The organism is Nitrosomonas sp. Is24 (assembly GCF_033063335.1).
GTDB lineage: Bacteria > Pseudomonadota > Gammaproteobacteria > Burkholderiales > Nitrosomonadaceae > Nitrosomonas.
In genome coordinates this window covers 592,793-606,200 of sequence record NZ_JAWJZG010000001.1, presented here as the reverse complement: position 1 = coordinate 606,200, position 13,408 = coordinate 592,793, and the positions used below count along the sequence as shown (strand labels likewise).

General features: G+C 47.6%; 13 protein-coding genes. 2 read left to right on the top strand and 11 right to left on the bottom strand.

All coding sequences use genetic code 11. The features are described from left to right. Positions 1-28: 28 nt before the first annotated feature. From R2103_RS02705 to R2103_RS02695, 3 genes are all read right to left on the bottom strand, one after another. Complete coding sequence (locus R2103_RS02705) at positions 29-262, bottom strand: succinate dehydrogenase assembly factor 2 (RefSeq protein WP_317530005.1); 234 nt, start codon at positions 260-262, stop codon at positions 29-31. Further along, positions 259-954 carry a succinate dehydrogenase iron-sulfur subunit gene (locus tag R2103_RS02700; protein ID WP_317530004.1) on the bottom strand — a complete coding sequence of 232 codons (696 nt, stop codon included), beginning with the start codon at positions 952-954 and terminating at the stop codon, positions 259-261. Before R2103_RS02700 ends, R2103_RS02705 begins: the two co-directional genes overlap by 4 nt. A gap of 450 nt (positions 955-1,404) precedes the next feature. After that, a complete protein-coding gene (locus R2103_RS02695; RefSeq protein WP_317530003.1) occupies positions 1,405-1,626 on the bottom strand; it encodes a hypothetical protein in 222 nt (73 codons plus the stop codon). A 95-nt stretch (positions 1,627-1,721) separates the two neighbouring features. Between R2103_RS02695 and R2103_RS14340 the strand changes: the two genes are divergently transcribed. Together R2103_RS14340 and R2103_RS14335 are read left to right on the top strand one after the other, a co-directional pair. After that, positions 1,722-2,129, top strand: a complete 408-nt coding sequence (locus tag R2103_RS14340) for a transposase (RefSeq protein WP_411172582.1) — start codon at positions 1,722-1,724, stop codon at positions 2,127-2,129. Continuing rightward, the gene (locus R2103_RS14335; RefSeq protein WP_411172640.1) at positions 2,060-2,521 is read left to right on the top strand and encodes a transposase; all 462 of its coding nucleotides are present in this window, start codon (positions 2,060-2,062) and stop codon (positions 2,519-2,521) included. The genes R2103_RS14340 and R2103_RS14335 overlap by 70 nt, the downstream gene beginning before the upstream one ends. Here the strand turns inward: R2103_RS14335 and R2103_RS02685 are convergent. The 8 genes from R2103_RS02685 to R2103_RS02650 all read right to left on the bottom strand — a co-directional run bounded on the left by R2103_RS02685 (position 2,473) and on the right by R2103_RS02650 (position 13,206). Further along, a complete protein-coding gene (locus tag R2103_RS02685) occupies positions 2,473-4,620 on the bottom strand; it encodes a hypothetical protein (protein ID WP_317530002.1) in 2,148 nt (715 codons plus the stop codon). The genes R2103_RS14335 and R2103_RS02685 overlap by 49 nt on opposite strands. Before the next feature lie 150 nt (positions 4,621-4,770). Then, positions 4,771-5,640 (bottom strand): hypothetical protein, encoded by an 870-nt coding sequence (locus R2103_RS02680; RefSeq protein ID WP_317530001.1) that lies wholly within the window; start codon positions 5,638-5,640, stop codon positions 4,771-4,773. Between the two features lie 258 nt (positions 5,641-5,898). Continuing rightward, entirely contained in the window at positions 5,899-6,618 is a 720-nt protein-coding gene (locus tag R2103_RS02675; protein ID WP_317530000.1) for a DUF2971 domain-containing protein, read from the bottom strand. Positions 6,619-6,701: 83 nt separating this feature from the next. Then, a complete protein-coding gene (locus R2103_RS02670; RefSeq protein WP_317529999.1) occupies positions 6,702-7,280 on the bottom strand; it encodes a hypothetical protein in 579 nt (192 codons plus the stop codon). A 98-nt stretch (positions 7,281-7,378) separates the two neighbouring features. Next, positions 7,379-8,797, bottom strand: coding sequence for a threonine synthase (gene thrC, locus R2103_RS02665; protein WP_317532047.1), 1,419 nt, complete (start codon positions 8,795-8,797; stop codon positions 7,379-7,381). Between the two features lie 91 nt (positions 8,798-8,888). Continuing rightward, a complete protein-coding gene (locus R2103_RS02660) occupies positions 8,889-10,202 on the bottom strand; it encodes a homoserine dehydrogenase (RefSeq protein ID WP_317529998.1) in 1,314 nt (437 codons plus the stop codon). 94 nt (positions 10,203-10,296) lie between these two features. Beyond that, positions 10,297-11,523, bottom strand: a complete 1,227-nt coding sequence (locus tag R2103_RS02655; protein WP_317529997.1) for a pyridoxal phosphate-dependent aminotransferase — start codon at positions 11,521-11,523, stop codon at positions 10,297-10,299. A gap of 204 nt (positions 11,524-11,727) precedes the next feature. Then, the gene (locus R2103_RS02650; RefSeq protein WP_317529996.1) at positions 11,728-13,206 is read right to left on the bottom strand and encodes a DEAD/DEAH box helicase; all 1,479 of its coding nucleotides are present in this window, start codon (positions 13,204-13,206) and stop codon (positions 11,728-11,730) included. Between the last annotated feature and the right edge of the window lie 202 nt (positions 13,207-13,408).

The window sequence follows — 13,408 nt, the reverse complement described above, 5'->3', positions numbered from 1 at the left end:
CCAGAGCTGCCAGAATACCACTGGAAACCTAACTCTTTTGTAGTAATTCCAAAACTGCCTGCAAGTCACTATCGCGGTTGATTTGCTTTGCTGCAATCAAATCCCACAGATCATTATCCGGTAAGGACAGTAATCGTTCAAATTGTTCCAGTTCTTGCTGATCCAATTGCGCGTAATGCTGATCCATAAAACGCTGCAAAATAATATCCAATTCGAGCAAGCCGCGCCGGCAACGCCAGCGGGCGCGTTCGAATTCCTTCATACCGTTCTTTTGACCATCATGTCCTTGATTTTGCCGATTGCCTCGGTAGGATTCAAGCCTTTAGGACAGGCATCGGCGCAATTCATGATGGAATGGCAGCGAAACAAGCGGTAAGGATCTTCCAGATTATCCAGCCGTTCAGCGGTCGCTTGATCGCGGCTATCGGCCAGAAACCGGTACGCCTGTAGTAACCCCGCCGGGCCGACGAATTTATCCGGATTCCACCAGAACGACGGACAGGAAGTGGTGCAGCACGCGCATAAGATGCACTCATAAACACCGTCCAACGCCGCTCTTTCCTCCGGCGACTGCAACCGCTCCGTTTCGGGCGGCGGATCGTTGTTGATCAAATAAGGTTTGATCGAATGGTACTGTTGAAAGAATTGCGTCATATCCACGATCAGATCGCGAATCACCGGCAATCCGGGCAACGGCCGTATTTCCACCGGCTCTTTCAGGCTGCGGACCGGCGTAATGCACGCCAACCCATTGCGCCCGTTGATATTCATCGCATCCGAACCGCACACCCCTTCGCGGCAGGAACGGCGCAGACTCAAACTGTCATCGATCGATTTAATGCGCAGCAACGCATCCAGCAACATCTTATCGGTCGGCGCCAGCTGAATGTCGTAATCCTGCATGTAAGGTTTTTCATCTTTATCGGGATCGTAGCGGTAAATCGAAAACTTCATGGGCTGGCTCCGGATGGTTTGAATACGGCTTAAATCGATAGAAACAACTCAGAACACTGCAAAGTATACAGATTTGAAGTCAAGTTGGTACAGCTTGATTGGGATTTATTGATAACAGGATCTGTGTAGAGCATTACCACAAGCCGCTCTGACCTACCCGAAGGAACGAAACTAACCGATCGGAACCTTTTACTTTTTATTCTATTGGCTCCACACCCATCACTTACAGTATTATTCTTGCCAATGTCATCACTCCACCAGTAGTACGTACCGGTGCCTACGCTCGCGGCAAATCCCTAATCAACTTCAGTTGGGGGTAACCGAATATTTCTTTCTTGCCGGTTTGATTCGATAGCCATTGGGCTTGTGCATTGCTAGTTTTTTCATTAGCAATACTCGATTTATCCCATGTTTTTTCAGATGGCGCACAAGCTTACTTAAGCTACTTTGTTAGCGAGAAAGAATCATTTTCAAAGAAACGGCATTTTCTCCATATACAATGTCATCGATTCGCCAGCCGACGTTAGTTTTTTCAAGTTGAAACAGTAAATTTATCTTTATACCATTGGGGGGATAAATAAACCGCACGATAATATTATTGTCCTCTAATGAATTTATTGTTATTTCCATTGCTGCAGCATCTTGTGATGAAAAAATTGGATCAAATTCCAAATTGCATAACTCTCCTTTTCGAGTTTTCTTGCAGTTAGCTTCCCTTAAAAAAAGTTGTACTAGGGCCTGTTAACGCTATTTGATATAATTTGGTGATGGAAATCACCGAAACTCAATATCAACAGATCGAGCACTGCCTGCCGCGTCAGCGTGGCAACGTCAGCCATTCCAATCTGCAAGTTCTCAATGCCATTCTTTACGTTGCCGAGCATGGCTGCAAGTGGCGAGGACTGCCCAAGCGATTCGGCAACTGGCATACCATCTATACCCGCATGAATCGCTGGGCAAAGAGTGGTGTACTGAGCCATGTATTTGGGCAACTTCAGCATCAGCAAATCATCCGTATCCGTATTGAAACTGTTTCGCTGGACAGCACCAGCATCAAAGTCCATCCCGACGGCACGGGTGCGTTAAAAAAAACGGCCCCCAATCCATCGGAAAATCTCGAGGTGGATGGACCACCAAAATTCATCTGGTTGCCGCAGATTCCAGAACAACCATAAGCTTCGCCTTCTCACCCGGTCACGCCCACGACGCGCCCGAGGGCAGGCAACTTTTGCTTTCCTTCGGTCCCGTCAGTATGCTCACCTACTTGTTGATGGATCGTGCTTATGAAGGCGACAAAACCCGCCAACTGGCACTAGATTGGGCTACATCCCCCAGTTGTTCCACCCAAGGCAAATCGTTTGTCGCCCTGAGAATACAACCGTGCTCTGTACAGAAAGCGCAACGAGATCGAACGATTGTTCAGAAGGCTCAAAGGATTTCGCCGCATCTTATCCAGATTCGACAAGCTCGATGTCATCTTCATTTCCTTCATCCACTTTGCCTTCATCGTCGAAGCAATCAGATTGTGTTAACAGGCCCTAGATCAAAACTACGCGTATACGCTTGACTATTACCCCATACCCAGCTTTTCGGTTCACCGAATGGTTGATACGCAATGTTACCGATCAGCAGTTCGCCGTTGACGCGAATCTCCACTGGGCGGCCATCGGCACCATACAGGGTACTGATTTGCACGCCCGAAGGATAAGTCGTCTGACTGACACGGCCAGCGCTGTCGTATTGGTAGCTCAACGTTTGAATGTAGTTGATAGCATTACCGTTGCCACTCACTAACTTGATGGTTTGTGTTTTGGTAAGCAGACGGCCGTACGGATCATAGCCAAAGGCAGTCGAACCGGATTCATCCGTCATGCCGGTCAGCCGCCCGATGCCATTGGGTCCAGTATCGTAACTCCAAGCGATGCTAGCTGTAGCGGCCACACCGGTTGGCACGGAATGCGCACGTTGAATGGGCCGGTTTAACGCATCCCAGCTGTAGGTGTGCTTAACGCCGCGCGCGTCCAGTACGGTTTTTAAGTTTCCCGCCGAATCATACGTGTACGCGGTCGTGCCGCGATCGGCTGAGACTTCCTGAATCACATCGCCGAAGCCATTGTAGGTGTAGGTCGTGGCGATATCGAGCGGATCGGATATGCGGGTGATTTGATCGCGCGCATCCAGCGTTTGCTGGATATGGCCATTGGCCGGATCGATGGTTCCTTTGAGACGATTGCGCGTATCGAACTGATAGGTGGCGGTATGCAGCAACGGATCGATGATCTGTTTCAGGTTGCCTTGCGCATCGTACTGATATTGCGTGGTCTGACTTTGTGCGCCGATGTCTTTCCATAACCGGCTTAAAGCATCGAATTCGCGTTGCTGGATTCGAGCCAGATTATTGCTGGAATCGAACAGCTCTTCCTTGATGCGGTTGCCCATATTATCGAGCGTGTACTGCATGCGATTACCCAAATTATCGGCAATCCCTGTCAGGCGATGCGCAGCATCGTAGTTATAGTTCAAGAAACTGCCATCGGGCAAGGTGACTTTCTTGAGCTGCCCGACACCATCGTACTGATAGCGGGTAATCTCCGTGCCAACTGTGCGGCTGAGTAGACGCTGGCGAACATCGTAAGTGAGGTTCGTAATCAAGCCATTGGGCTCGATGATTTCCTCCGGCTGGCCGTGCGCGTTATAGCGCGTGATTTGCGTAGTATGGCCAAGCGCGTTGGTGATGCTGGCGATTTGCCCGCGGCAACCGGAATGCCCTCCGGCACAGGCAGCATCGGAGACATAATAATCCGTCGTGGTGATATCAACCACATCGGTACGCGGCCCGTCCTCTATTTTTTGCAAAATCACCCCCGGAATACCGGAATGATAAACATAGCTCGTACTCCAAGTACGCGTATCGCTGGTAGCAGTATCTTTGATTTGATATTGCGAGACATTGCCGTACGTGTCATAAACATAACCGGTTTCCCGTCCGGCTTCAGTGATTTTGACCGGTAAGCGGAAATTCGCATGCCAATCGGTGAGAATTTTGCGCTCGTTGCTGCCGGGTGCCGGTGTATAGCTCGCTAAATCACCGGGACAGTTGCTACCAACGCTCACTCCTTCAACTCGGGTGATTTCAAGATTACGGCTCAGATCATACGCATAGCAAGTCTTGTTACCATTGAAATCGGCACGGCTGGTAACATTGCCGTTCACATCATAGGTTGTTGTACTGGAAGCAGCACTACAACCCGAACCAGCAGGCTGCGATTGACCGGTGCTTCTGGCTATCCCCAAAATTGTTTGGAAATGGTGCGTATATTGACTACCCAGCGGATCGGTCACACGCGTATAACCACCATCGGTGCTATAGCTGAGCACATACCGCTCTAAGCTCCCCGCATGCTCGGTAACGACTGCACGGCCTTGTGCATCGTAAGTATAAGTGGCGAAACGCACGCCGTTCTCGTCGGTAATGCCGGTTAGCGCATTCGGCAAACTGGCTCCACTGGTGTAGGCAGATTCGTTGTAATGGTAGGTACGGGCTCTCCCGTCAGGAAAGGCGACTGAAGTCAGATTGCCGTTGCTTTGATAAGTGAATCGATAAAGATTCCCAGCTAAATCAGTAAGTGTGGCAAAGTTACCATAATCATCATGAGTGAACTGCAACACATTTCCGAGTGAGTCAGTTACTTTTAACAAATTCCCCTTTGCGCTATAAACCAGTGTATGAGTTATTCCGCTTTTATCTTCAACAGATAATAATTTGCCCGAGGCATCATATTTTTCTATCCTGTCATTCAAGCTATCCCGATATACTCAGCCTAAGCGGTTATTAACATCATCGAACAATTCGATCAATGAGTCATTGGTATCAATGTCGCCATGCCATTCCCCAGTCGTCTGATTCTTATTAAATACTACAGCTCCCTTACCGCGATAAATACGTGCACTCACCGGATTGGGTAATCCATCCAGAACTATGAATTTATAGTAAGTATGACGCCAGGCTGTACTCGATCTTCTTGTATCGTTGTGTTGATAAAATAGTTGGAAATCTATTGGAAAACTACTGCCACCAATTCGATAAATCGGTATCGTCAGCTCCTTGCGTCCTAATGCCAGATAAACCGGATTCGGTGTCCTATCACCGCATTCTTCAGGTTTGGTTAGATCTTTTTCACCATCCGGATACGAGGGAACGGGGCATGCGATGTAGCCATAACGGTCGACGTTATAAATATCCTTGATGCTGTATCCGGCTAAATTCCCGGGACAAATACCTTCCATCGCTGATGTATGCCAACCACAGTAATCAGGTTCGTATGACCGGCAAAATTTATACCCTTTGATCCAGCCGTTATAGCTCGGGTAATAGGGATATTCTGTAATCGGATGGCATAGCCATGCGCCACCATACTCTAAACATGTTGCCCTTCGGAGTGGATCAAGCGCTTGCTGATAAGACTGAGAGTAAGGATACGCACCACTATTTAATCCGAATTGATATTCCGTCATACCGCGGGTATCGATATTATTTCTTGTCCATACAAACTTTATTGGCGGCTGAATTTGTACGCCATCGGGAATATTCATTTCTCCCGCAGCTTCAGAACTCGTTGCGAAAACGGACAAAAGAAACAGGCTTAGAAACTTTTTACAGAAACCACAGATAGCTTCTCTATTCATCTCTTTTCCCTCATTAAAACAACAACCTGGTCATTTTTTGTTGCCATACTACCGGCGATTGAAATGGGAAAAAGCTTAGAACAAAGCAAGCTTTGTCCTTTATTTACGATTTAATAGTATGGAAGCGATGCTTGGATATGAAGAATAAAATGCTGATTATTTACGTTTGTTGCAGTGCGGCTTTGTGTGCTCATTTGGTAACACTCGCTTATTACACCACCTTCGTACCGCTGGGCAGCTATGTCAACCCCAGCCTGATCAAACCCTAAAGCAGCAAGCGGAAAATGACCGCACGCCATTGACCGGGTAAGTTTCACCGGCAACGATTTGAAAGGACGACACATCCAATCGGGCATCCTGAACCGGCAAGGTATCGACCGCCAGCAATTCGCTCGCGATATCCGCAGGTTTCAAATCACAGCGGACGCCGCGGATCAATCCGATTAGTTTCAACGCATCCACACCGTAAGACTCCAGACTTAATGACTCAAAATAGACTTTTATTCCCTTTGAATCGATCTGGCAGAAATGATCGTTCAGGCGGCACATCATTCGCACCTCGCTTTCATACTGCCAGCTTGAGAATTTGATCGAGATTAATTGGGTTAAATCGGATTCGGTAAAACCGCCGCGCTGCCATGCAGCGTCGACATACAGCTTGACGTGCTCCGGTTGATAACTGACGCGGATCGCCATATCATCCGGAATTTCAAATACCAACGCAACACCGCGATGACCATCGGCATAATGACTCCATAGCACGGGATCTCGATAGTGTTCTGTAAGACAAATGACGCCGTAGCCCTCATTCATTTGATTTCTGAAGGCTTCCAGCTTGGGCTGTGTATCGCTACCGGAAAAATCGGCAGCACACAATTGAAACGGATCGCTCAGTTCATTGATGCGTGCAATTTTCAACCGGCGGTCACGCAGGGCTCTTAGGGCGAATTCGGAGGAAGTAAAGTGATAAATAATCATGAGCAAATTACCTGCAACCAGCAAGCATTGATAAACAAAGTGCATTGCACCTCACTTTGCTGATATTCAAGCTTGCATAATCGTTATCCCTTCGCACCCACATGTTTTAACAGTGATTCTTCTATTTGCAGCAACCGTAATACGGGATTTTTCAGTTCCTCAGTTTTCGTCCTTGCAAATTTACGAAGCTCATTGAAACAATCAAGAAATCTCTCGTTAATGACAAATTCGATATCAAAACCATACTTAGCTTTAATATTTGCTCGAATTTTCGCAATATCCTTTTCTTGGCTGTATTTTGAGTTCTCTCTCGAGCCCTTAATTATTGGGCTCCATAACATGATATGTCGCTCATAATGGGGAAAATACTTATTGGCATACTCAATATCGCGCGAAAACTTCTCAGTTAGTTTCTGCGCATTATTTGGCCGCCTATCTTTTACATACCTGAGTCCTGTCGCGAGGTGAATAGCAACCTCACAAATATATACCTTACGTTCTTTCAGATTAATTCCCACAACATCAATTTCACCTTGAACATCGGGAGTGTAAAGATTCTTCTGAATAAAATCGCAACCTTTAATGTGCTCCAAATATGAAGCTACTAATTCTTCACCAATATTCAAAACTCGATCCTTGATTCCTTGTACAATCAACAGCATCAGCTCTCATGTTGATACTTTTATTCTTTCTTTCGAATAAATAAAAACTTATCAACAAAACTGTTCCATTCACGGCTTAGAACTATTGGAATTTCACTCTATAAAACCACTCTGCACTGCTCATCAATATAACCTTTCACCGCCTGCGCATCCGCATCCTTAACCACAAACCGTTGCGGCAAGCTCTCCAGATTCTCGAACCCGGCCGGCCGTTCCGGTTCTTGGCCAATGGCTTCCTGGATACTTTCGGCGAATTTCGCCGGCAATGCGGTTTCGAGGCAAATCAGCGGCACGCCGGTTTCGCGGTGTGCTTGGCCGACTTTGAGGCCGTCGGCGGTGTGCGTGTCGACCAGCACCTGATAGCGTTGATAAATGTCGCGTATCGTGGCAATTCGAGCGGCATGGTTGCTGCTGCCGGAGACGAAGCCGTAGTCCTGGATTTTGGCGAATAGCGGCGTTTGCGACAAATCGAAAGGTTTGCCTTGATCAACTGCTGACCACAATTCCCTGACCTGTTGCGCGTTGCGTCCGGTCAGGTCGAAGATAAAGCGCTCAAAGTTGGAGGCTTTGGAAATATCCATCGACGGGCTGCTGGTATGCTGGGTTTCGATGGTGGCACGCGGGCGGTACACACCGGTGCGGAAAAATTCGTCGAGCACGTCGTTTTCGTTGGTCGCCAGAATCAGGCGTTTAATCGGCAGTCCCATCATGCGGGCAACATGCCCGGCGCAGATGTTGCCGAAATTGCCGGACGGCACGGCGAACGATACTTGCTCGTCGTTGCTTTTGGTCGCGGCGAAATAGCCTTTGAAGTAGTACACCACTTGCGCGACGATGCGCGCCCAGTTGATCGAGTTGACCGTGCCGATGCGGTGCGCTTCCTTGTAAGCATGATCGTTGCTGACCGCTTTGACGATGTCCTGGCAATCGTCGAACACGCCGCGGATGGCGATGTTGAAAATATTCTTGTCTTGCAGCGAGAACATTTGCGCGGTTTGGAAGCGGCTCATTTTGCCGAGCGGCGACAACATGAACACGCGAATGCTGCGCTTGCCACGCATCGCATATTCGGCGCTGGAACCGGTATCACCCGAAGTCGCGCCGAGAATGTTCAATTCATCGCCGGTTTTGGCCAATTGATATTGAAACAAATTGCCGAGCAATTGCATCGCGATGTCTTTGAACGCCAGGGTTGGCCCGTTGGACAATCCCAAAATATGCAGACCCGGTTCCAGTGTTTTCAGCGGTGTGATATCCGGGGTACCGAACACTTCGGCGGTGTAAGTTTGATGGATGATGCTGCGCAAATCGTCCGCCGGAATGTCGTCGACGAAGCGCGACAGGATCTCGAACGCGAGCGCCGGATAACTTAAATTCCGCCAGGCCGCCAGTTCCGCTGCCGTGATTCTGGGGTAAGTTTCCGGAATGGCCAGTCCGCCGTCCGGCGACAGACCGCTCAACAGGATTTCAGAGAAAGTTTTGGGCGGCATACCGCCGCGGGTAGAAATATAACGCATGGCTGGTTTCTTCAGGTTATGCAACAGCGAGAGACCGGGGGCACGGCAGACGCCCGCAGAGCAGTCCGCTTTCTCCGGACCGGCCATCGCTTTAGTTGTTAAGTTCTTCAATACGCAGGCGGAATACTTTGCCGCTGACCACCGGCAGCGCTTCAATGCGGGCAATCGCCGCGTTGATGTTTTTCTCCACCGTCAAATGCGTCAGCATGATGACACTGACTTGTTCGGATTCGTCGCTCGCTTCTTTTTGCAGCAAGGCGCTGATGGAAATATGATTGTCTGCGACAATGCGGGTGATTTCCGCCATCACACCGGGTTTATCGATGACTTGTATGCGCAAGTAATACGAGGTTTCCACTTCTTCCATCGGAATCACCGGCGTATCGGACAGCAAATCGGGCTGGAATGATAACGGCGGCACGCGATGCATCGGATCGGCGGTATGCAGACGCGTCACATCGACCAGATCGGCGATGACCGAGCTGGCGGTTGGTTCCGCACCGGCACCGGCGCCGTAGTAAAGCGTAGCACCGACGGCATCACCCTTGACCACGATGGCGTTCATCACACCTTCGACATTGGCAATCAAGCGCCGTACCGGAATGAGTGTGGGATGCACGCGCAATTCGATACCTTTTTCCACCCGTTTGGTAATCCCGAGCAACTTGATGCGGTAACCGAGTTGTTCGGCATAACGAATATCTTCACCGGTCAACTTGGTAATGCCTTCGGTATACACTTTGCTGAATTGTACCGGAATGCCAAAAGCAATCGCCGACATCAGGGTAATTTTATGCGCGGCATCAATGCCTTCGATATCGTACGTCGGATCGGCTTCGGCATACCCCAGCTTTTGCGCTTCCGCTAACACTTGCTCAAAGGACAATCCCTTCTCACGCATTTCCGACAAAATAAAATTCGAAGTGCCGTTGATAATCCCAGCAATCCAGGTAATGCGGTTGGCCGTCAAGCCTTCGCGCAATGCTTTAATGATCGGGATACCACCAGCTACCGCGGCTTCAAATGCGATGATCACACCCTTAGCACGCGCGGCTGCAAATATTTCCGTACCATGGTTGGCCAGCAGTGCTTTATTCGCTGTTACGACATGTTTGCCGTGCGCCAGTGCTTCCAGGATCAAGTCCTTAGCGATGGTTTGTCCACCGATCAGTTCGACGACAATATCGATGTCGGGATTGGTCGTGATCTCATGCGCATCACCAGTGACAATCACATTGCTATCCGCCAGTGCGCGCGCTTTTTCCAGATCCTTATCAGCGATCATGGTGACGATAATTTCACGGCCCGCGCGGCGGGCAATTTCTTCGCGGTTACGTTTCAGAACAGTGTAGGTGCCGCCACCGACAGTGCCAATTCCTAATAAACCAATATGGATGGGTTTCATAGCATTTATCAATATAAAAAACAGTGTGTGATTGTAGTACTTACCGGATGACAGGAACCGGAAAGCGAGAAAAAATTACTTGAGAGCTTCTTGATTATGTTCCATACCGTTTGCGGTAGCGTTGTAGAAAATGGGCAATGCGTCCCATCGCTTCCGTCAAATCGTCGACATTGGGTAAAAATACCACGCGAAAATGATCCGGACGCTTCCAGTTAAAACCGGTACCCTGAACCAATAAAACTTTCTCTTCCAATAACAAATCCAGCGCAAATTTCTGATCATCCTCGATCGGATAAATCTCCGGATCCAAACGCGGAAACAAGTACAACGCGGCTTGGGGTTTAAAGCAGCTCACGCCTGGGATCTCCGTCAGCAAATTCCAAGCAACATCGCGCTGCCGCATCAACCGGCCAGTCGGTAATGTCAGATCGTAAATACTTTGATAACCACCCAACGCGGTCTGAATACCGAATTGCGACGGTACATTGGCGCATAACCGCATCGAAGCCAACATATTGAGCCCGGCGATATAATCTCGCGCATGACTTTTCTCCCCGGAAACCACCGCCCAACCAGAACGAAAACCGGCGGCGCGGTAATTCTTTGACAAACCATTGAACGTCACGAATAAGACATCGTCTGCTAATGAAGCAATTGACGTATGTTCGGCGTGTTCATATAGAATTTTGTCATAAATTTCATCGGCATAAACGATTAACTGATGCTGACGGGCAATTTCAATGATCTCCAGCAGCAATTCCTTGGGATATAGCGCACCGGTTGGATTGTTCGGGTTGATGATAACAATGGCTCGAGTTCTGGAGCTGATTTTCGCGCGGATATCGTCCAGATCCGGCAACCAGCCCGATGCTTCATCACACAGATAATGCTTGGCAATACCTCCCGACAAAACTACCGCGGCAGTCCATAATGGATAATCCGGCATGGGAATCAGCACTTCATCGCCATTATCCAGCAATGCCTGCATCGTCAACACAACCAGCTCGGACACACCGTTACCAATAAAGATATCGTCCAATTGTACATTAGGAATTTGCTTTTCCTGGGTGTAATGCATGATCGCCTTGCGCGCGGCGAACAATCCTTTGGAATCGCAATAGCCGGAAGCATCTGATAAATTCCGGATGACATCTTGCAGAATTTCTTCGGGTACATCGAAACCGAACGTAGCAGGATTGCCAATATTCAGCTTGATAATGTGATGCCCTTCTTCTTCCATTTGCCGCGCCCGTTCAAGCACAGGGCCGCGAATGTCATAACAGACATTGGTTAATTTACTGGATTTTAAAATTGGACGCATGATAAGCAACGGAATCTATTGAGATGGAATAAGAAACCAAACCCCAAACCTTGCAATACTGAAATTTTCCGATTAAATTGACCCCAGCATTATATATGTTATCCCCGCACTTCCGTACTGGAAATACGCTATGCCTCTCGTGCGAATTTAGTTTCCTGTCATTTATTACCTGGAAGAAACAGCGCATGAATCCCGGAATCTGTACTATTTCTCTTTGTTGGCTACGGGAGTCATAAACAAAGCTGGAATTGGTCTACTGGCATGATGCCGGTGCATTGTTTTCTTATGTAATCCATTGGAATCTGCCGTCAAGGCATTCGCATCGGAATATTTAGAAACATAGGGCTGCGTAAATAGCGGATCTTCGGCCTTCTTGGCACGTCGGGTATGTTGGGCGGTTATTTCTTTACCAAAGTGAACAACTTTTTCATCACTTTTCACCCATGAATTGGGTTTCTTATTTTGCTTGGATGATCCACCATGCTTGGATCTCTGCTCACCGGTCATTACTTTTTTATTGGCATCGCGAATCTGCGGTTCTTTTGATTCAAATCCTTCGATTTGTTCTGTATTAATTTTGATTCCCAATAATTTCTCGATATCAGCCAGTGCATTATTTTCTTCCTTGCTGGTTAACGAAATGGCAAATCCTTTTGTTCCGGCACGCCCTGTTCTACCAATGCGATGCACGTAATCTTCGGGATTATTGGGTAACTCAAAATTAATCACATGAGATAATTCGTCGATATCAAGACCCCGTGCAGCAACGTCGGTCGCAACCAGTACACGAATCAAACCTTGTTTAAAATTATCCAATGCTTTGGTACGCTGCAGCTGATTTCGATCGCCATGTATCGCTTCGCTTGATATATCGTGCTTGTTGAGCCGCTGCGCTAAACGATCCGCGCCTTGTTTGGTTCGTGTAAATACCAACACTTGTTGCAAATCTTTTTGTTTAATCAGTTGGATAAGTAATTCTTGCTTTCGAGTGGCATCAACCGGATAAACGACATGAGTTATTAATTCACTCACTGAATTTTGTTTGGCCACTTCGATCAGTACCGGGTTTCGTAATATCTTACCTGCAAGTTTTTTGATATCTTCCGAGAAGGTCGCTGAAAACATCAAGTTTTGACGCTGTTCAGGAAGTAACTGAATAATTTGTTTGATATCGGGCATGAATCCCATATCCAGCATTCGATCAGCCTCATCCAAAACCAATATCTCAACTTTTGTCAGCATTAAAGTTTTTTGCTGAATATGATCCAGCAATCGTCCCGGTGTTGCTACTAAAATCTCTATGCCAGAACGAACAATATCGATTTGAGAATCGATATTTACCCCGCCATAAATAACCGTCGATCTGAGTGTCAAGTGCTTTCCGTATGTTTTGACACTATCATGCACTTGCACAGCAAGTTCTCGCGTTGGAACTAAAATTAATGCACGGATGGGGTGCCTAGCGGGTGACATGCTGGTGTTTGCATGAATCTCCAGCCTTTGCAACATGGGAAGGGTAAAGCTCGCCGTTTTGCCGGTACCCGTTTGAGCCCCTCCCATCACATCTTTTTTTTCTAAAATAACTGGTATTGCTTGTTCTTGTATCGGTGTCGGATTGATATATCCCTGATCAGAGATAGCGCGCAATAATTCGGCAGATAAACCGAGTTGCTCGAATGACATATTTACTGCTCCTGAAAATTTCCTGATTTATTTGCTATATTCATAATTCATCATTGAAGTTTTCGAGAAAAAAAGATTCATTATTTTAATGATAGTTATACGATTCCAACAAACAAAAGAACCCGCACAAATTATTTTGTGCGGGTTCTCTTCTAGTTACATCATTAGCCTTATTCAGAATTTCAAAACACTCTGAAAAGTA